At 71.8% G+C, this 18,678-nt stretch carries 17 protein-coding genes; 9 read left to right on the forward strand and 8 right to left on the reverse strand.

What is annotated here, in order from left to right:
• Positions 1 to 137 precede the first annotated feature (137 nt).
• Both HFP48_RS07410 and HFP48_RS07415 read left to right on the forward strand, forming a co-directional pair.
• A complete protein-coding gene (locus HFP48_RS07410; RefSeq protein ID WP_050034740.1) occupies positions 138 to 1,484 on the forward strand; it encodes a nicotinate phosphoribosyltransferase in 1,347 nt (448 codons plus the stop codon).
• A 181-nt stretch (positions 1,485 to 1,665) separates the two neighbouring features.
• Positions 1,666 to 2,412: a 2OG-Fe dioxygenase family protein gene (locus HFP48_RS07415; RefSeq protein ID WP_168580538.1), complete on the forward strand. Its 747-nt coding sequence runs from the start codon at positions 1,666 to 1,668 to the stop codon at positions 2,410 to 2,412.
• Here the strand turns inward: HFP48_RS07415 and HFP48_RS07420 are convergent.
• From HFP48_RS07420 to HFP48_RS07435, 4 genes are all read right to left on the reverse strand, one after another.
• Complete coding sequence (locus HFP48_RS07420; protein WP_168579292.1) at positions 2,393 to 3,925, reverse strand: MFS transporter; 1,533 nt, start codon at positions 3,923 to 3,925, stop codon at positions 2,393 to 2,395. The genes HFP48_RS07415 and HFP48_RS07420 overlap by 20 nt on opposite strands.
• Before the next feature lie 269 nt (positions 3,926 to 4,194).
• Complete coding sequence (locus HFP48_RS07425) at positions 4,195 to 4,848, reverse strand: alpha/beta family hydrolase (protein WP_050034742.1); 654 nt, start codon at positions 4,846 to 4,848, stop codon at positions 4,195 to 4,197.
• A complete protein-coding gene (locus HFP48_RS07430) occupies positions 4,845 to 5,900 on the reverse strand; it encodes a tellurite resistance/C4-dicarboxylate transporter family protein (protein ID WP_050034743.1) in 1,056 nt (351 codons plus the stop codon). The genes HFP48_RS07425 and HFP48_RS07430 overlap by 4 nt, the downstream gene beginning before the upstream one ends.
• A gap of 59 nt (positions 5,901 to 5,959) precedes the next feature.
• Positions 5,960 to 6,826 carry a DNA-formamidopyrimidine glycosylase family protein gene (locus HFP48_RS07435; protein WP_029541959.1) on the reverse strand — a complete coding sequence of 289 codons (867 nt, stop codon included), beginning with the start codon at positions 6,824 to 6,826 and terminating at the stop codon, positions 5,960 to 5,962.
• Positions 6,827 to 6,911: 85 nt separating this feature from the next.
• Between HFP48_RS07435 and HFP48_RS07440 the strand changes: the two genes are divergently transcribed.
• The 3 genes from HFP48_RS07440 to HFP48_RS07450 are packed head-to-tail and all read left to right on the forward strand — an operon-like array spanning position 6,912 to position 8,586.
• Entirely contained in the window at positions 6,912 to 7,706 is a 795-nt protein-coding gene (locus tag HFP48_RS07440) for a thymidylate synthase (protein WP_006933254.1), read from the forward strand.
• Positions 7,703 to 8,200 carry a dihydrofolate reductase gene (locus tag HFP48_RS07445; RefSeq protein WP_006933252.1) on the forward strand — a complete coding sequence of 166 codons (498 nt, stop codon included), beginning with the start codon at positions 7,703 to 7,705 and terminating at the stop codon, positions 8,198 to 8,200. Before HFP48_RS07440 ends, HFP48_RS07445 begins: the two co-directional genes overlap by 4 nt.
• 59 nt (positions 8,201 to 8,259) lie before the next feature.
• Positions 8,260 to 8,586 (forward strand): cupin domain-containing protein, encoded by a 327-nt coding sequence (locus HFP48_RS07450; protein WP_006933250.1) that lies wholly within the window; start codon positions 8,260 to 8,262, stop codon positions 8,584 to 8,586.
• On the opposite strand, the gene HFP48_RS07455 is transcribed toward HFP48_RS07450, so the two are convergent.
• On the reverse strand, positions 8,579 to 10,117 hold the full coding sequence (locus tag HFP48_RS07455) for a carboxylesterase/lipase family protein (RefSeq protein WP_168579293.1): 1,539 nt from the start codon (positions 10,115 to 10,117) through the stop codon (positions 8,579 to 8,581). The genes HFP48_RS07450 and HFP48_RS07455 overlap by 8 nt on opposite strands.
• Positions 10,118 to 10,156: 39 nt before the next feature.
• A complete protein-coding gene (locus tag HFP48_RS07460) occupies positions 10,157 to 11,398 on the reverse strand; it encodes a hypothetical protein (protein WP_029541965.1) in 1,242 nt (413 codons plus the stop codon).
• A gap of 58 nt (positions 11,399 to 11,456) precedes the next feature.
• On the opposite strand from HFP48_RS07460, the gene HFP48_RS07465 reads away from it, so the two are divergent.
• The 3 genes from HFP48_RS07465 to HFP48_RS07475 all read left to right on the forward strand — a co-directional run bounded on the left by HFP48_RS07465 (position 11,457) and on the right by HFP48_RS07475 (position 14,699).
• Positions 11,457 to 12,062, forward strand: a complete 606-nt coding sequence (locus tag HFP48_RS07465; protein WP_168579294.1) for a TetR/AcrR family transcriptional regulator — start codon at positions 11,457 to 11,459, stop codon at positions 12,060 to 12,062.
• A 68-nt stretch (positions 12,063 to 12,130) separates the two neighbouring features.
• Positions 12,131 to 13,753 carry an acyl-CoA dehydrogenase family protein gene (locus HFP48_RS07470; RefSeq protein ID WP_044475732.1) on the forward strand — a complete coding sequence of 541 codons (1,623 nt, stop codon included), beginning with the start codon at positions 12,131 to 12,133 and terminating at the stop codon, positions 13,751 to 13,753.
• Between the two features lie 121 nt (positions 13,754 to 13,874).
• On the forward strand, positions 13,875 to 14,699 hold the full coding sequence (locus HFP48_RS07475; protein ID WP_006933240.1) for an FAD:protein FMN transferase: 825 nt from the start codon (positions 13,875 to 13,877) through the stop codon (positions 14,697 to 14,699).
• An 87-nt stretch (positions 14,700 to 14,786) separates the two neighbouring features.
• On the opposite strand, the gene pgi is transcribed toward HFP48_RS07475, so the two are convergent.
• Positions 14,787 to 16,421 (reverse strand): glucose-6-phosphate isomerase, encoded by a 1,635-nt coding sequence (gene pgi, locus HFP48_RS07480; protein WP_168579295.1) that lies wholly within the window; start codon positions 16,419 to 16,421, stop codon positions 14,787 to 14,789.
• Between the two features lie 79 nt (positions 16,422 to 16,500).
• Here pgi and HFP48_RS07485 point away from each other — a divergent pair, with 79 nt between their 5' ends.
• On the forward strand, positions 16,501 to 17,952 hold the full coding sequence (locus HFP48_RS07485) for an NAD-dependent succinate-semialdehyde dehydrogenase (RefSeq protein ID WP_029541981.1): 1,452 nt from the start codon (positions 16,501 to 16,503) through the stop codon (positions 17,950 to 17,952).
• A 159-nt stretch (positions 17,953 to 18,111) separates the two neighbouring features.
• On the opposite strand, the gene HFP48_RS07490 is transcribed toward HFP48_RS07485, so the two are convergent.
• Positions 18,112 to 18,420 carry a chorismate mutase gene (locus HFP48_RS07490; RefSeq protein WP_029541984.1) on the reverse strand — a complete coding sequence of 103 codons (309 nt, stop codon included), beginning with the start codon at positions 18,418 to 18,420 and terminating at the stop codon, positions 18,112 to 18,114.
• Between the last annotated feature and the right edge of the window lie 258 nt (positions 18,421 to 18,678).

An 18,678-nucleotide genomic window follows, 5' to 3' on the forward strand; every position in this document is an offset into this window, starting at 1 on the left:
CGCGGCCCCGAGTGCCGGTCCGTGCACCGCGGCAAAAGGGGGCAACACGGCCGCAGCCCGTCGCCGGCGTGTGAGAATCCGCATATGGAGAACGGGCCCGGACGGGCCGGGTTCGACGGAGACGGGTGACGGCTGCCATGGGAGTTCCGCCGCGCGGTGCCGCGCTGTTCACCGACCTGTACGAGGTCACGATGGCGCAGGCCTATCTGGCTCTGGGAATGTCGGACACGGCCGTGTTCGAGACGTTCTTCCGCAGGCTTCCGCCGGGACGGTCCTATGTGCTGGCCGCCGGCCTGCCCGACGTGCTCGATTTCCTCGAGGCGTTCCGGTTCGAGGAGGACGACCTGCAGTACCTGCGCGGCCTCGGCCTGTTCTCCGACGAGTTCCTCGCGCGGCTCGCCGGGGTGCGTTTCACCGGCGACGTGTGGGCCGTGCCGGAGGGCACCGTCGTCTTTCCGAACGAGCCGATCGTCCAGGTCGTCGCGCCGATCCTGGAGGCGCAGCTCGTCGAGACCTTCGTTCTGAACCGGATCCACCTGCAGTGTGTCCTCGCGAGCAAGGCCGCGCGGGTGGTCGAGGCCGCCCGCGGGCGGCTGGTGGTGGATTTCGGGGCGCGCCGGGCCCACGGCACCGACGCCGCCCTCGAGGTCGCCCGGACCAGCTACCTCGCGGGTGCGGCGGGAACCTCCAACCTGCGCGCGGCCAAGGAATACGGAATACCCGCGTTCGGCACGATGGCCCACAGCTTCGTCCAGGCGTTCGACGACGAGTTCGACGCCTTCGAGGCGTTCGCCCGGCTCAATCCCGGCACGACGTTGCTCGTCGACACCTACGACACACTCCGCGGCGTCGACCTGGTCGTCGAACTGGCCGAGCGACTGGGCGACCGGTTCGACGTGCGGGCGGTCCGGCTGGATTCCGGGGATCTCGGGGCGCTGTCGAAGGCGGCGCGCGCCCGGCTCGACGCGGCGGGTCTGCACGACGTCCGGATCTTCGCCTCGTCGGGCCTCGACGAGTACAGCGTGGCGGCACTGCTGGCCGACGGCTGTCCCATCGACGGCTTCGGGGTGGGCACCCAGCTCTCCGTCGCCCAGGACGCGCCCACGCTCGACATGGCGTACAAGCTCGTCGAGTACGCCGGCGTCGGGCGGACGAAGCTGTCGAGCGGCAAGGTCCTCCCTCCCGGGCGCAAACAGGTGTACCGCCGGGTCGACGACGGCGTCTTCACAGGCGACATCATCGGCCGGCCCGACGAGAACCTCCCGGGTGAGCCGCTGCTGGTGCCCGTGATGCGGGGCGGCCGGCGGCTGTCGCAGTACGACGCCGGACTCGACGCGGCGCGACGGCGTGCACGGCAGCAGATCGACGCTCTTCCGCCGGCGCTTCGTTCCCTCGACGAGGCGGGGTCGCCGTATCCGGTGGCCGTGAGCGCACGGGTGCAGGACGATCTCGACCGGTTACGCCGGGCGCGGCAGACTCCCTGACCGGGGCCTGCTGCGTCGGGCGGGCGGAGGCCGCTTCGTGGCAACTCGCCGTGCCGACGGTGGTGTTCGCGCTCTTCGACCCAATGGATTTCGTTCGGCGCCTTTTCGGTGGGCAGCTGCGTTCATCCGTCTGCACCGGCGATGGTTGCGCGTCGGGACCGTCCTTGCTACCTCTGAGCAGATGAGGGAAGAAGCCGCGGGAGGTACGGAGGCCGGCACGGATCCGGTCGAAGCCGCCCGGCGAGCACTCGCCTCCGTGGGCACGTTCTTGATGTCGGCGGCAGACCTGTGGCGATCCATCGGTGCCGACGCCGATGCGTGGGTTCGGTTCTCCGCGCATTGGGAGGAGCTTGCGCCCGACCCGTACGCGGCAGAACAGGGCGTTCACCGGCTGCGGCGCTACGGCCGGTTCCGGTACCGGGCGGCCGACGGCGCGCTGGCGCCGACGGCGCACCGTGAATTCGTACAGCCTGACGACTCCAACGCTCTCTACCTCGCACGAGACCGCCATTTCGAACCGCTGACAGCCGCGTTCCTCGAAGATCCGCTGTTCGAGCGCACGGTGAAGCTGGTGGGCCGGATCGCGCCGGTCCTCGACGAAGCTCCCGAATGGACGGTCTGGGTGCATCCGTTCCGCGTGGTCGCAACGGCGGATGACGAGGGCCGGCCCACGCCCGAGGGCTTGCACCGCGACGGTGTCACGCTGGTCAGTTCCCTGTTGATCGGCGTCGACAATGCCGTCGGCGGCGAAAGTTCGGTGTTCGGCCCGGAGGGCGATCGCCTTCTGACGACGACCCTGCGCGAACCCGGCACCTTCCTCCTGGGCGACGACCGTTGCACCCGGCACGGTGTTTCGCCGATCCGAGCGGTCGACCGCGGCAAGCCGGCACGTAGGGACGTGCTGGTGGTCACCTGCGTACCGTCCTGATCGGCCTCTTGCGGCGGGACATGAGAACAAGGGCCGCCACCGCCACAGCGATCGGCAGGGCGCTGACAGTCAGCATGGTGAGTCGCACCGCGTCGGCCAAGTCCGCTCCGAGATCGAGACCGCCCACCTGCCGAAGCAAGTTCGGGTCGTACCCGGCGCCCCCGGGGCTCTGCGCCACCGCGCTACGCGCGGCATCCACGGCCTGCTCGCCCTGGGTCGCCGTCAGCCCGCGTGCCTCGGTGTCGGCCAGCCATTCTCGCTGGAAGAATACGTTGAGAAGCAGCAGGTACACGGTGGGCCCGAACGCATAGCCGGTCATCCCGAAGGCCAACTGCACGGAAGCCACCGTTCCGGACTGCCCGCTCGGCGCCTGGGAGAGCACCGTCTCGGACACCGATGTGGAGGTCACCATCGAGCCCAGGTTGTACAGCCATACGGCCGCCACGAGCAACCACAGCGCCATTGCCGGGTTGACCGTGCCCGCCATCAGCAGTCCGCCGGTTGCCATGAGCAGGAGGCCGACGACCATCACCGGTCTCGGCGAGAACTTCCCCACCAGGCTCCCGGACAAGACCACGAAACCGGCGATCAGCAGTGTGCCGGGGAGGAACAACAGGCCGATGGTCTCCGGTGACAGCGCGAGCACCACACTGCCGAACTGCCCCAGGACGATGCCGAGCCCTGCCATGAGAAAATTCAGCGTAAAGGCCGCCGCCAGAGCCACGCTGAAGGGCCGGCTTCCGAACAGAGCCAGGTCCAGTGCCGGTTCGGGGGTGCGGTGTTCGTGGCGAACGAAAAGCACGGCGGCGACCACGCTGACGGCCAGCGGCAGCCATGTCTCGGGCCGGAAGACGCCGTTCTGCGCGGCTGCCAGTCCGATGACGAGTGCCAGGAGGGCCATACCGACCAGGATGACGCCGGCCACGTCCAGCCGAGCGCGATGCTGAACGGGCGCCTCCGGGACGTACCTCGCCGTCAGCAGAAGCGAGATCATGGCAAGCAGCGGTGCGACCAGGAACACAACTCGCCAGCCGACGGCCGCCACCGCCCAGCCCGTCAACGCGGGGAGTACCCCGCAGAGAACCATCTCGATGGCCACGAAAACGCCGATGGCCGTCGGCCGCTGCTTGTCCGTCACGGACGTCTTGAGCAGGGCCAGCGGCACTCCGAGCAGCGCCGTCATTCCCAATCCGTCCAACACGCGCATCGCAAGCAGAAAAGCGTAGTTGGGCGAGAGCATGGAGAGCAGATTGGCGACCGTGACGACGACCAGTCCCGACCTCAGCAAGCGTCGAAGCCCGAACGCGTCGCCAAGGTTGCCCGCGGCGAGGACGGCTGCGGCCATCACCAGCGTCGCCATACCGCCCAGCAATCCGACGACCTGCGGTGGCACGTCGAGGGCCCGGCTCACCTGCGGCAGATTCAGGCTCAGCACCAGCGGGTCGACGACCGTGATCGTGAAGGCGAGGGACAGGGCCAGGATGATCGGCAGGGTCCTCGCGTTGGTCCGCAACCGAGACGTAGGCACCGCCCACCTCCCCTGCTCCCACGTCCGACTTGATCGACTCTAGCCCCGGCTTCCGCGTCCCGTCGGAGGTTGGAGGGGCGAACCGACGGCCTGACACCGGCCACAACGGCGGGTCGGCTCGTGGAGGATGCGACAGACCGCCCCGGCCGCCGTCGTCGAGGATCTACACGAGACCAGGCCCGGCTGGAGGGCAGCGGTCGCCGCCCTCCGGCCGGGCCCACGCCACCGACGCGTGACACCCGCGGCCGCGGGTGTCACGGCCGGGACGCCGTGTCCGAGAGCAGTCCGGACACGGCGTGCACGATCGGCGGTGCCGGATCGGTCTTCGCCTTGCCGAGGTCGTGCGCCGCGCCGGTCACCGGGACCAGCACGACGGGCGCCGGAATCAAGGTCAGCGCGGCGCGCATCTCGTCCAGGCTGCCGAACGGGTCCCGGTCGCCGTGCGCGAAGACCGTCGGCACCGTCAGGGACGGCAGGTGCTCGGTGCGGGCCTTCCCGGGCTTGCCCGGCGGGTGCAGCGGGTAGGACAGCAGTACGAGCGCGTCCGCGACGTCGGGCTGCTCGGCGGCAAGTATCGACGTCTGCCGGCCGCCGTACGAGACGCCGCCGAGCACGAGTGGGCCGCTCGCGCGGGCCCGCATCGATTCGGCCGCCGCCGCGATCCCGGCCCGGTCCTCCGCCGCCCGCGACGGCTGCGGCGGCCCCTTCGGCCGCCGGCGCCGGAACGGCAGGTCGAACCGCAACGCGAGGAACCCGGCGTCGGCGAACGCGTTGCACACCTGCCGCAGGATCGCCGCGTCGCAGTTGCCGCCGGCCCCGTGGGTCAGCGCCACCGCGCCGCGCGGGACACCGGCCGGGTGGTGCAGCACGCCGTGCACGGAATCGTCGTCGAGGTCCTCGGTCGTCACCGGCCCACGGTAGCCGGACGCGGACGCAGCACCGTGCGCCCCAGGTGCACGAGCATCGCCGCGAACACCGCCGCCCACACCGTCACGGCCGCCCACAGTTCCGTCCTGCCTACCACCCCGACCCACGGCAACTCGTCGGCCTCGGCGAGGTAGACCCCGGCGACGCCGTACATCCCGAGCGGGAAGACCACCGACCACAGGCCCGGCTCGTAGCGCAGCCGGATGCGGTGGGTGCGGTGCCGCCACCACCCGGCGGCGACGAGGGCGGGCAGCAGCCACGTCGCGAACGCCCAGAACACCACCACCAGCCCGGCGACGAGTCCACGGGTGGCGTCGACCATCGGGGCCGACTCCATCGCCACGATGCGTGAGCCGGCCACCACGGTGATCGCCGCGGCGCCCATCGACACCCAGTACGACGGCGTGAGGTCCACCGGCCGGAGCGGATACTGCATCATCCGGGCCGCGACGAACACGCCCGCCGCGGCGTAGAGGAACAGGCCGACCGACCACGCGAACACGGCCACCAGCGACAGCGGACGCCGCAGGTCGTCGTAGATCGGCTCGAGGGTGGCTGCGGCGAGCGCGACCGACTGGGCCGCGACCACCCACACGAACCAGCTGCCGTTGGCCTTGGCGATCACCGGGCGTCTGCGAGTGCCGAGCACCGCCGTCCAGGGAATCACGTAGCCGAGCACGAGCCACGTCGCGCCCGCGCCGACGAGCAGGACCGCCGCCGTCGAATGCCACCCGTCCATGGTCAGGCGGATCCCCAGCACGTTGCTACCCGCGACGAACGTGAAGAACCCGAACGCGCGGCTCGCGTCGGTGAGGTCGGCGCGGACCTCGCCGCGGAACCGCACGAGCCGCCACCCGGTCAACACCAGCAGGACGGCGTAGGCGGCGACGGACACCAGCAGTAACGCGGCCGACACCGTGACCAGGCCCTGCAGGTGCATGCCGATCGACACGATGCCGGTCGCCATCACGAGCGCGAAGTAGCCGGGGTCGAGCGTGCGGGCACCCCCGCGGAGACCGTCGAGAACCGTCACAGCCGCACGCTACCGCCGTGGTGTCCTTCCGGATCTGCGCGGGTCCCGAACGACACCACTCACTTGACCAGCCGCGACAGCCGCCGGTCCGCGAGGATCTTCCCGCCGGTCTGGCACGTGGGGCAGTACTGGAAGGAACGTTCGGCGTAGGCGACCTCGCGGACGGTGTCGCCGCACTCCGGGCACGGCAGGCCCGTGCGGGCGTGTACCCGCATCCCGGACCGCTTCTCACCCTTGAGCCGCGCGGCATCCTGGCCCACGGAACGGCTCACGGCGTCGAGGAGCACCGTGCGCAGCGCGTCGTACAGCGCCTGCCGCTGCTCGTCGGTGAGCCGGCCCGCCGGCGCGAACGGCGACAGCCGGGCGACGTGCAGGATCTCGTCGGAGTAGGCGTTGCCGATCCCGGCGAGCACCTGCTGGTCGGTGAGGGCGGTCTTCAGGCGTGCGGTGCTGCCCGCCAGCCGCGCGGCCAGCTCGTCGGCGGTGACGGCCAGGGCGTCGGGACCGAGCCGGGCGATGCCGGGCACCTGCTGCGGACGGTCGGCGATCCACACGGCGAGGCGCTTGCGGGTGCCGGCCTCGGTGAGGTCGAAGGCGGGGGTGGCGGCGTCGGGGGTGAACAGGTGTACCCGCAGCGCGAGCGGCCCCCGGCCCAGCTTCGGCGGTGCCGGCGACGGGTTGTCCTGCCAGCGCAGCCACCCCGCCCGCGACAGGTGCGTGACGAGCCACAGACCGGCGCAGTCGACGGCCAGGAACTTCCCGAAGCGGGACACGCCGGTGACGTCGCGGCCCTGCAGCACGGTGATCGGCGGGTCGGCGGTCTGCAGGACACTGAGCGCCGCCACGTCGATCCGGCCGACGACGGCACCGACGGCGTGCTCGCGCAGGAACACCGCCAGGGCCTCCACCTCGGGCAGCTCGGGCATGGAGTCAGGCTATCGCCCGTGCGTGCTTCGGGCTGCCCCAACGACCACAACCACGCACGGGCGATAGCCTGTCGTGGTGACTGCCGTGCCGACCCCGTACGAAGACCTCCTCCGCCTGGTGCTCGACACCGGCACGCCCAAGGCCGACCGCACGGGCACCGGGACGCGCAGCCTGTTCGGGCACCAGATGCGCTTCGACCTCTCGCAGGGCTTTCCGCTGATCACCACCAAGAAGGTGCACCTGAAGTCCATCGTGTACGAGCTGCTGTGGTTCCTGCGCGGCGACTCGAACGTCAAGTGGCTGCAGGAGCACGGCGTCACGATCTGGGACGAGTGGGCCGACGCCGACGGCGAGCTCGGTCCCGTCTACGGGGTGCAGTGGCGCTCCTGGCCCGCCCCCGACGGCGGGCACATCGATCAGATCACCAAGGCGATCGACACGATCCGCACCGACCCCGACTCGCGGCGCATCGTGGTCTCCGCGTGGAACGTCGGCGAGATCGACCGGATGGCGCTCGCGCCGTGTCACGCGTTCTTCCAGTTCCACGTCGCCGACGGCAAGCTCAGCTGCCAGCTGTACCAGCGCAGCGCCGACCTGTTCCTCGGCGTGCCGTTCAACATCGCCAGCTATGCGCTGCTGACCCACATGGTGGCCCAGCAGACCGACCTCGAGCCGGGCGAGTTCGTGTGGACGGGCGGGGACTGCCACATCTACGACAACCACGTCGAGCAGGTCACCGAGCAGCTCTCCCGCGCGCCCTACCCGTATCCCACCCTGGAGCTGAACCGGCGCGGGTCGATCTTCGACTACGAGTACGAGGACGTGCAGATCACCGGGTACCGGCACCACCCGCCGATCAAGGCGCCGGTCGCGGTATGACGGAGACGGGCGACATCGTCCTGATCTGGGCGCAGGACCGCGACGGCGGCATCGGCCGTGACGGCGCGATCCCGTGGCGCATCCCCGAGGACATGGCGCACTTCCGGGCCGCGACGACGGGTAAACCGGTGATCATGGGCCGGCTGACGTGGGAGTCGCTGCCGCCGCGGTTCCGGCCGCTGCCCGGCCGGCGCAACATCGTCGTCACCCGTGACCCGGCCTGGTCGGACGCGGGCGCCGAGGTGGCCCACGGCGTGCCGGAGGCCCTGGCGCTCGCCGGCGGCGGTGACGTCTGCGTCATCGGCGGCGGCCAGATCTACGCGCAGGCCATGCCGCACGCGACGCGGCTGCTCGTCACGGAGGTGGACCTCGAGGTCGGCGCGGACGCCTTCGCCCCGCGGATCGGTCCCGGGTGGACGGCCGTGGACGTCGGCGCGCGGCAGAAATCCGGCGACGGAATCGGGTTCCGCTTCGTCCGGTACGCGCGAACCTGACCGGTGGCGCGCCCGGTGGGCCATACTGCGAGGGCGTACCCCGACCAGGAAGGGCTGCCATGGACAAGCTTTCCCTCACGGCTCTGGCGCGACAGCAACTGAAGCTGGCGGCGGCATCGAGCAGCGGCCGCAGCTCGCAGACGATCTTGGGCGGGCACGCCAAGCATCTGCGGCAGACGATGGTGGCACTGCTGGCCGGCCACGAACTCGCCGAGCACGACGGCCCCGGCGAGGGGTCGCTGCAGGTGCTCGGCGGGCGGCTGTCCCTGATCGCCGGCGACGACTCCTGGAAGGGCTCAACCGGCGACTACCTGGTGCTGCCCACCGTCCGGCACAGCGTCACCGCGCTCGAGGACGTCGTGTTCCTGCTGACCGTGGTCAAGTGACCGCTCCCGCCTGCGGCAGCGCGAGACCGCGGTAGCCGCGGTACCCGGCCCAGGCCAGCCGCCGCTCCCGCCACGGGTCGTACTCCACGCGCGTCGGGTCGTCGAAGATGACGGTGGCGCGGTCGCGCTCGTCGTAGCGCGGCCACGACGGCAGCGGCTCGCCCTCCTGCGCGAAGTGCAGCCACTGACGCTGCACCGTGTCGCTCACCGTGCGCAGCGCGCGCCGGCCCCCGGCGACCGTGACCACCCGGCCGAGCGCGGTGTCGGCCTGGCCGAACACGGCGAGCAGCTCGAACGCGTGGGTGGCGTGGAAGCCGGTCCAGCGCAGCAGCGGCGGCGCGTAGTCGAACCGGTAGCTGTAGGTGGGGGCGTGGCGGGCGTGGGCCTGGGCGATCTCGATCGAGGGATGCCAGAACGTGAGATCGCCGCCGAGATCGACGGCCGCGCGGGCCTCCGGGTAGCCGGGATAGGCCGCGACGACGCGCTCCTGGGCCGTGGGATCGGTGAGCCCGAACATCTGCTCGATGCGGAGCTGATTGGTGGGCAGCGCGTCGAGGACCCGCGGGAACAGCGTGCCCTCCCGCGCGTTGGTGCCGATGATCAGCGGAACCCGATGTGCGGCACCGGTTTCGTAGGCTTCGATCGGGGCGGTGGGTAGGTAGTCGCCGTCGATGACGGGACCGAACGCGTGCAGTCCGGGCGTCTGGTGCAGGATGCGCCCGCTGAGCCGCTGGGCGGCGCGGCCGAGCTCCGCCGGGGTCGCGGACTCGAGCGCCGCGACCGCGGAATCTCGTTCTGCGCCGAGCAGTTCGACGAAACGTCGCGCCCACTCGGTCGCGTGGTCGGCGTCGACGACGAGGTTCGGTGCCGAGCTCTGGGCGATGGCGCGGGCGAACAGTCCCGCGGCGGCGGGTGTGGCGAGCAGGGTAGTGACGGCGTTGCCGCCGGCGGATTCGCCGAAGATCGTGATGTTGTCGGGGTCCCCGCCGAAGGCGGCGATGTTGCGGCGCACCCATGCCAGCGCGGCGACCTGGTCGCGCAGCCCCAGGTTCGAGTCGAAAGGCCTTTCCGCCGTGGAGAACTGGGTGAAGTCGAGATAGCCGAGGCTGCCGAGCCGGTAGTTGATCGACACGTAGATGACGTCACCACGGCGCACCAGCGATTCCCCGCCGTAGAGCGGCATCGCCGTGGTGCCCAGCGTGTAGGCGCCGCCGTGGATGAACACCAGCACCGCCCGCGGCGTTGCGGCGGGCGCCGCGGGCGCCAGCACATTGAGCGTCAGGCAGTCCTCGCTCGCGGGCTGCTGCTTCCGGAAACCGATCGTCAGGCCGCGCGGATGCTGGCTCGCCGCGGCGCCGAAGCGGGTGGCATCGCGTTCACCGGTCCACGGTTGCACCGGCTGCGGGGCGCGCAGCCGCAGCGGTCCCACCGGGGGTGCCGCGTAGGGGACGCCGCGCCAGGCGAGGAGGTCGCCGATGCGGGTGCCGCGCAGGGCGCCGTCGGGAACAGTGACAAGGGTCTCAGCCGCCATGCTCGAACTGTACGTGACGCCGAGTCATAGGTGCCGCGGTTACCAGTGCCGGCCGTGCAGCCCGTGGGCGGCGAGCTCGGCGTCGGTGTCCGCGCGCAGGGCGGCCCGGGTCGGGAAGTGCTCGTCGTCGAGCGCGACGAGGGCGAGGGTGTAGCGGTCGCCCTGCCGGCACAGGTACGCGGCGAGCCGGGTGGACGTCGAGGCCCGGGCGGTCGCGAGGCCCGGGTGGACGGCGCGGGTGGCGACGCCGGTGGTGCGGTGCGGGCCGAATCCGTCGAGCACAGGGGGCAGCGGCCCGATGTTGGAGCACAGCAGGTCCCGCTCGCCGGCCCCCGCGGCGAGGCGCGCGGCGAGCCGGTCGGGCAGCAGTTGCAGCACCTCGTCCGGCAGGCCGTGCGGCGCCCCCTCCCGGCGGCGGGTGTACGCCGCACGGGCGCGGTGGCGGATCGAGGCCGGGGTGTCGGACGCGTCGACCACCACCTCGGTCATCGTCACTCCGTTGCCGGCGCCGTCGTCGGGGAGGCCGGGGGCGGCGGTGCGGCCGTCGACGGGCACCGCGATCCGCAGCGGCCAGTCGAGCCCGGCGCGGTGGGCGATGCCCGCGGCGAGCGCGAGGAAGAGGGAGTTGGGGGTGCCGCCGGCCGCGTCCGCCGCGGTGTCCCACGCGGTCGCGTCGACGTCGAGCAGTGCCGTGCGGGCGGGGGAGCGGATCGGGCGGGGCCGCGGGGGCTTCTCGGTGGCGGGGGACCAGCGGGCCCGGCGCATGCCCCGGGCGACGCGCCGGACCAGGCGCGCGGCGTCGCGCACGTCGGAGACGCGCGCCGGGTCGGACGGGCGGATCCGCTCGGCCAGCGCGTCGGCGACGGCGTCGATCAGGCCGCGCGCGTCGGCGAGCACGTGCGAGCACACCAGCGAGACGACGGTCCCGCCGCCCTCGACCCGGGTGGCGGTCAGCGCCCATCCCGGTCCGAGTTCGGGGTTGACGTCCACCTCCGCCTGCTGGTCCGCCCAGGTGAGGACGTCGGCGGCGGGGATCGGTTCGGGCGGGTAGCGCAGCGGGTAGCTGTGGTGACCCGGTTCGAGCCGGGGGCGCGCGCCGGGGACGTGCGGGCGCACGACGCGCCGGCCGAGGGGGCTGCGGCCGAGCGCGTCGTGCAGCGAGATCAGCAGGGGGGCGCCGACGGTGTCGCCGGTGCGCCACAGTCCCTGCAGGGCGACGGGCATGCCGAGGCCACGGTGTCTGTGCAGGAAGATCTCGTCCACCACGCTGAGCCGGTTCACCTCCCCGACGGTAGCCGCGATCCTTGACCCAAGCTATGAATCGAGGTTCAATCCTTTCGTGGCCTACCGCCGGACCCCCGCCGTGCAGCAACGGCTCGACGCGCAACGCGACGCGATCGCCGACGCCGCGGTGAGCCTGCTGTCCGAACGGGGCTACCAGGGCCTGTCCATCGCGGCCGTCGCCGAGCGGGCCGGCGTTGCCACCGGCAGCGTCTACCGGCACTACGTCGACAAGTCCGAGCTGATGGTGCGCATCTTCCGCAGCCTGTGCGGGCGGGAGGTCGACGCCGTGGTCGCCGCCGCCGAGACGGCACGGCCGGACGGCGCCGCCGCGCAGGTCGCCGCCGTCGTCGAGACCTTCGCCCGTCGCGCCATGCGCAACCCCACCCTGGCCTACGCCCTGCTCGCCGAACCCGTCGACGCGGCCGTCGACGCCGAGCGCCTGGTGCTGCGCCGCGCCTTCGCGGCCGCGTTCGAAGGGGCCGTCCGCCGGGGCATCGACTCGGGCGATCTCGCCCCCCGGAACGCGGCCCTCGCCGCCGCCGCCCTCGTCGGCGCCGTCGGCGAGGTCCTCACCGGTCCGCTGCAGTCCGGTGCGGCCGCCGCCGACACTGTTCCCGAACTCGTCGCATTCGCCCTACGCGCATTAGGAGCCCGACAGTGAATTCGCCCGCCCCCCACCCGGTGACCTCGCCCGCCCCCCACCCGGTGACCTCGCCCGCCCCCCACCCGGTGAACTTTCCCGCCACTCACGAGGTGTTCAACCAGGTCCCGGATCTGGTGCCCTACCAGGCGGCGGCGGACCCGGCGCTGCTCGAGGGCCTGCGCCGCGAGGGCGCGGCCTGGGCCGAGGACGAGGTCCGGGAGATCGGCGCGCTCGCCGGCGGTGTGCGCGCGCAGGATTGGGGCAGGCTCGTCAACGAGTACCCGCCCGTGCTGCGCACCCACGACCGCTACGGGCACCGCATCGACGAGGTCGAGTTCCATCCGCACTGGCACGACCTCATGACGGTGGCCGTCGAGCACGGCATGCACGCGGCGCCGTGGCGCGACCCCCGGGCCGGTGCGCACGTCGCCCGGGCCGCCAAGTTCTACGTGTGGGGCCAGGCGGAGGCGGGACACATGTGCCCGATCTCCATGACGTACGCCGTGATCCCGGCGCTGCGGCACAACCCGGAACTCGCCGCGACGTACGAGCCGCTGCTCGCCGCCCCGCACTACGACTTCGGGCTACGCGAACCGTCCACCAAGCGCGGCCTGATCGCCGGCATGTCCATGACCGAGAAGCAGGGCGGATCGGACGTGCGGGCCAACACGACGACGGCGACCCCCCAGGCGGACGGCAGCTATCGCATCGTCGGGCACAAGTGGTTCACCTCCGCCCCGATGTCGGACCTGTTCCTCACCCTGGCGCAGACCGGGAGCGGCGTCTCGTGCTTCCTGCTGCCGCGGGTGCTTCCCGACGGCAGCCGCAACCGCATCCACATCCAGCGGCTCAAGGACAAGCTCGGGAACAAGTCCAACGCCTCCTCCGAGATCGAATACGAGGGCGCAACCGGCTGGCTCGTCGGTGCGGAGGGCCGCGGCGTCAACACCATCATCGAGATGGTGAACATGACGCGCCTCGACTGCGTCATCGGCTCGGCGACCGGGATGCGCGCGGCGACATTGCGCGCGGTGCATCATGCCCGGCACCGGAAGGCGTTCGGCGCCCTGCTCGTCGACCAGCCGCTCATGCGGAACGTGCTCGCCGACCTGATCGTCGAGTCGGAGGCCGCGACGACCATGATGATGCGGCTCGCCGGCGCGACGGACCGCGCGTCGACCGATCCGCAGGAGGCGGCGCTGCGCCGCATCGCCCTCGCGGTCACCAAGTACTGGGTGTGCAAGCGCGCCCCCGCGCATGCCGCGGAGGCTCTCGAATGCCTCGGCGGCAACGGCTACGCCGAGGAATCCGGGATGCCGCGGCTGTACCGCGAGGCACCGCTCATGTCGATCTGGGAGGGCTCCGGCAACGTCGCCGCCCTCGACGCGTTGCGGGCGATGGTCAAGCAGCCCGAGACCGTGGACGCGTTCTTCGCCGAGCTGCGCCTCGCCGAGGGCGCCGACCCCCGGCTCGACGACGCCGTGGCCCGGGTCGGCAAGGAACTCGCCGACCTCGAGAACGTCGAATACCGGGCCCGCCGGATCGTGGAGCTGATGGCGCTGGTGCTGCAGGGGGCACAGCTTGTGCGCCACGGGCATCCCGCAGTCGCGGACGCCTTCTGCGCCACGCGGCTGGGCGACGACTGGGGCATCGCCCTGGGGACCATGCCGACCGGCGTGGACACCGCGGCGATTCTCGCGCGCATCTGAACAGTGGCGATTCTCGCGCGCATCTGAACAGTGGCGATTCTCGCGCGCATCCGACCGGCGACGATCCGCAGGGGCATACTGGGGTAACGACAACGATCGTCGAGCGAGGCCGGAGCCCCTCATGATCAGCAGCAGCGAATGGCGGGAGTGGGGGGTCCCGGTCGAGGTGGCCGTCACCGAGTGCGCCGCACTGGTGGAGGCCGAAACGCTGGTGCGCGCCGCGATCGCAGAATCCGAGGCGGCCTGCAACCCCCTGCGCGGTGACGCGGAGATCCACGAGGTCAATCTCGCCCAGGGCATTCCCGTGCAGGTCAGTCCGCGGCTGTCGGCGCTGCTGCGCTCGGCGCTCTGGGTCGCCCGCATGACCGACGGGGCGGTGAGCCCCCTGTCGGCCGACGACGCGGGAATCGACGAGGAGGCCACCCCGCCCATCCATCCGCTTCCGGACTACAGCGACATCCACCTCGACGGCGAGACCGTGCTGGCCCCGTTCGGCGTCAACCTCGACATCACCGAAACGGCCAGGGCCGACACGGCCGATCGGGCCGCCGCGACCGTCGCACGCAGTCTCGAATGCGGTGTCCTGGTGCGCATGGGCGACGTGACGGCCACCGCCGGTCACAGCCCCGCCGGGGGCTGGCAGGTGGCCATCCCCGGAGCCGGCACGGTCGAACTTCCGGCGGGCAGCGCGATGGCGACGCGCGTGCGCGCCGCCGAACCCGACGAGGTGGAAGAGAACGGCGGTAACGACGTCTCCGGGCGGTGGGCGCAGGTGACCGTCATCGCCGGGGACGCGCTGTGGGCCGACGCCGCGGCCGCGGCGGCGCTGCGCCGCGGGGCGCCGGCGGTGCGGTGGCTCGAGCAGTACGATCTCGCCGCCCGGCTCGTGGACAGCGGCGGCCGGGTGCACACGACGCGCCGCTGGTCCCGCCCGCACGCCGCCTGAGCGGCGGAGCTTGCGCCCGAATCGGTGAGCTTGCCCCCGTTTCCGCAGTCGGAAACCGGTGCAAGCCCGCCGTGACGGGTGCCTGCTCTACTTCTGACGCCACCGCCGGATGGTGCGGACGAGGGTGTCGGTGGAGGTGTCGCCGGTGTCGGGGTCCGCCGCGCCGGTCAGGGCCGGTGCCAGGGCCAGGGCCTGGGTCTTGCCGAGTTCGACGCCCCACTGGTCGAACGAGTCGATGCCCCAGATCACGCCCTGGACGAAGGTCTGATGCTCGTACAACGCGATCAACTGGCCCAGCGTCGCCGGGGTCAACGCCGGGGCGAGCAGGGTGGTCGAGGGCCGGTTGCCGGGCATCACCTTGTGCGCCACCAACCCCGGGTCGGTGCCGTCGGCGGCGACCTCGGCCGCGGTGCGCCCGAACGCGAGCACCTGGGCCTGGGCGAGCATGTTCGCCAGCAGGATCTGGTGCATGCTGCCGGTCCCGTCCCGGGTGGGCAGGTCCTCGCACGCGGCGGCGAACCCGACGAAATCCGCCGGGATAAGCCGGGTGCCCTGGTGCAGCAACTGGTAGAACGCGTGCTGCCCGTTGGTGCCCGGCTCCCCCCAGAAGATCTCCCCGGTGTCGTGGTCCACCGCCGTGCCGTCCCGCCGCACGCTCTTGCCGTTCGACTCCATGGTCAGCTGCTGCAGATACGCCGGCAGCCGGGCCAGGTCCTGACTGTAGGGCAGCACCGCCCGCGACTGGGCCCCCAGCACCGACGCGTACCACACCCCCAGCAGCCCGAGCAGCACCGGCGCGTTCGCCTCCAGCGGGGCGGTGGCGAAGTGCTCGTCCACGGTGTGCATCCCGGCGAGGAACTCGGCGAAGCGCACCGGCCCGATCGCGCACATCACCGCCAGCCCGATCGCCGAGCCCACCGAGTACCGCCCGCCCACCCAGTCCCAGAACCCGAACATGTTCGCCGGGTCGATGCCGAACTCGGCGACCTTGCTCGCGTTCGTGGACACCGCCACGAAATGCGCCGCGACGGCGTCCTCGCCGAGCGCGGCGACCAGCCAGCGCCGCGCGGCGGTGGCGTTGGTGAGCGTTTCGACGGTGGTGAACGTCTTCGACGCCACCACGAACAGCGTGGTGGCCGGGTCCAGGCCGGTCAGCTGCGCGGTCAGATCCGCCGGGTCGATGTTGGCGACGAACCGCACCGCCGGGCCGTCGGCGTAGTGCCGCAACGCCCGCGCCACCATCGCCGGGCCCAGATCCGAGCCGCCGATCCCGATGTTCACCACCGTGGCGATCGGCTCGCCGGTGGCGCCGCGCCAGGTGCCCGAGCGGACCTTCTCGGCGAAGCCGGCCATCGCGTCGAGCACCGTGTGCACCTCGGCGACCACGTCGGTGCCGTCCACGGTCAGCGTCGCCGACCGCGGCAGCCGCAGCGCGGTGTGCAGCACCGCCCGGTCCTCGGTGGTGTTGATCCGGTCCCCGGCGAACATCGCATCGCGGCGGGCCTCGAGCCCACACGCCCGGGCCAGCTCGAGCAGCAACCCCACCGTGGTGTCGGTGATCCGATGCTTGCTGTAGTCGATGTACCACTCCCCGACGGTCAGCGAGAACCGCTGCGCCCGCCCCGGATCCGCCGCGAACAACCCCCGCAGATCCACCGCCTCGAGCTCCGAACGGTGCTGGGACAGCTGCTGCCACGGTGCGGTTCGAGTCACGTCGCTCATGAATTCAGAGCCTAGTGCGGGGCCGCAGTTACCGGCGGGTTCGGAATCCGCTCGGGTCGTGGAGCGCATGATGTGGGTCATGGACACCGAAGAACTGATCCGGACCGTACCGACAGAACTGTTCCTCGGCGGGGAGTGGGTGGCCGCAGAGAACGGCGCCACCTTCCCCGTCCACGATCCCGCCACCGGCGACACGCTCACCGACGTCGCCGACGCGAGTCCGGCGGACGCCGTCCGCGCCCTCGACGCCGCGGTGGCCGTCCAGCACGAGTGGGCCGCGACCCCGCCGCGCGAACGTGGCGAACTGTTGCGTTCGGTGTTCGCGCGGATCACCGAACGTGCCGAGGACTTCGCGCTCCTGATGACCCTGGAGATGGGCAAGGCCCTGCCGGAGAGCCGGGCCGAGGCCAAGTACGGTGCCGAGTTCTTCCGCTGGTTCGCCGAGGAGGCGGTGCGGATCGCGGGCCGCTACACCCACGCGCCCGCGGGCAACGGACGGATCCTGGTGACGAAGCAGCCGGTGGGACCGTGCCTGGCGATCACGCCGTGGAACTTCCCGCTCGCGATGGGCACCCGCAAGATCGGTCCCGCCCTCGCTGCGGGCTGCACGATCCTGATGAAGCCCGCGTCGGAGACCCCGCTGACGATGCTGCTGCTCGCCCAGCTGTTCGCCGAGGCCGGCCTGCCGAAGGGGGTGCTGTCCGTGCTGCCGACGTCGCGCGCCGGGGCGGTCACCGGTCCGCTGATCGACGATCCCCGCCTGCGCAAGCTGACCTTCACCGGTTCCACCGGGGTCGGCCGGGCCCTGTCCGAGCGGGCCGGGAAGGCGATGCTGCGCACGTCGATGGAGCTGGGCGGCAACGCGCCGTTCCTGGTGTTCGACGACGCCGACCTCGACGCCGCGGTCGAGGGCGCGCTGGCCGCGAAGCTACGCAACGGCGGCGAGGCGTGCACGGCCGCGAACCGCTTCCACGTCGCCAACTCGGTGCGAGAGGAGTTCGTGAAGAAGCTGACCGAGCGGATGGCGCAGTACCGGCTCGGGCGCGGCACCGACCCCGGCACCACACTCGGGCCGTTGATCAACGCCGGCCAGCGGGAGACCGTCGGCGCGCTGGTGCAGGACGCGGTGGGGGCCGGGGCGAGCCTCCGGCTCGGCGGATCCGTCCCCGACGGCCCGGGGTGGTACTACCCGGCGACCGTGCTCGACGGGGTGACGGCCGAGGCCCGGATCCTGCGGGAGGAGGTGTTCGGCCCCGTCGCCGCCGTGGCCGGGTTCGACACCGAGCAGGAGGCGATCGATGCGGCCAACGCCACCGAATACGGACTGGCCGCGTACATCTACACGCAGAGCCTGGACCGGGCGCTGCGGGTGGCCGAGGCCGTCGAGTCCGGCATGGTGGGCGTCAACCGGGGCGTGATCTCCGACGTGGCGGCGCCGTTCGGCGGTGTCAAGGCCTCCGGGCTGGGCCGCGAGGGCGGCAGTGAAGGCATCGAGGAGTACCTCGAGACGAAGTACATCGCGCTGCAGTGACCTGCGCGACGGTGACGCCCCCGAGCGTCGGGACCGACGGGCTCGGGGGCGTACCGGCGGGACTCGGTGACCGAATCGGCCGTGGCCTCGGTGACCCGGACGGCCGTGGCCTCGGTGACCGAGACGGCCGTGGCCTCAGTGACCGAGACGGCCGTGGCCTCAGTGACCGAGACGGCCGCGGCCGAGCCGCAGCAGCAACATGGCCAGGGTGTGACCCTCCTGGCCCAGCTCGCTGAAGCGCTCGAGAACCTTCATCTCGCGGCTGTGCACCAGGCGGGTACCGCCGGAGGCCATGCGGGTCTGGCCGATGATGCGCGAGACCTCGGTGCGGCGTTTGACCGCCGCCAGGATCTCGGAGTCGAGCCGGTCGATCTCTTTGCGGAGCTCGTCGATCTCCGCCTCGGTGGTGGGCAGGGCAGCGTCGGATGCGCTGGCTCCGGAACCGGCGGCCTCGGTGTTGGTGCTCATGTCGTCTCCTCGCGTCAGCTCTGGGATCGCTTCGGATACTGCGGGCGTTACCGGTCCGGCCGTCGGCTCGGGACTTCGGTGGCGCAGCAGCCGAAGCCTCGGGTGTGGTCAGGCCTCGGTCATCGGCTCTCACACCGATGGAAGTGTCGCCGATAGTGGCGACGTGGAGCGCATGACATGACGTTCAGTTTGCCACCCGTCCCCGAACCGGCCAAGTAAGGCATACCTGCCGAATCGCCCCGGCCCGGCCGGCACGGC

The organism is Rhodococcus sp. DMU1, assembly GCF_012272955.1.
Classification (GTDB): Bacteria; Actinomycetota; Actinomycetes; order Mycobacteriales; family Mycobacteriaceae; genus Rhodococcus; species Rhodococcus aetherivorans.

Excerpts from the sequence above, each read along its gene's own strand:
- HFP48_RS07410 (WP_050034740.1), top strand. The coding sequence starts at position 138 with ATGGGAGTTCCGCCGCGCGGTGCCGCGCTGTTCACCGACCTGTACGAG.
- HFP48_RS07415 (WP_168580538.1), top strand. The coding sequence starts at position 1,666 with ATGAGGGAAGAAGCCGCGGGAGGTACGGAGGCCGGCACGGATCCGGTC.
- HFP48_RS07435 (WP_029541959.1), bottom strand. The coding sequence starts at position 6,826 with ATGCCCGAGCTGCCCGAGGTGGAGGCCCTGGCGGTGTTCCTGCGCGAG.
- HFP48_RS07445 (WP_006933252.1), top strand. The coding sequence starts at position 7,703 with ATGACGGAGACGGGCGACATCGTCCTGATCTGGGCGCAGGACCGCGAC.
- HFP48_RS07450 (WP_006933250.1), top strand. The coding sequence starts at position 8,260 with ATGGACAAGCTTTCCCTCACGGCTCTGGCGCGACAGCAACTGAAGCTG.
- HFP48_RS07455 (WP_168579293.1), bottom strand. The coding sequence starts at position 10,117 with ATGGCGGCTGAGACCCTTGTCACTGTTCCCGACGGCGCCCTGCGCGGC.
- HFP48_RS07475 (WP_006933240.1), top strand. The coding sequence starts at position 13,875 with ATGATCAGCAGCAGCGAATGGCGGGAGTGGGGGGTCCCGGTCGAGGTG.
- pgi (WP_168579295.1), bottom strand. The coding sequence starts at position 16,421 with ATGAGCGACGTGACTCGAACCGCACCGTGGCAGCAGCTGTCCCAGCAC.
- HFP48_RS07485 (WP_029541981.1), top strand. The coding sequence starts at position 16,501 with ATGGACACCGAAGAACTGATCCGGACCGTACCGACAGAACTGTTCCTC.
- HFP48_RS07490 (WP_029541984.1), bottom strand. The coding sequence starts at position 18,420 with ATGAGCACCAACACCGAGGCCGCCGGTTCCGGAGCCAGCGCATCCGAC.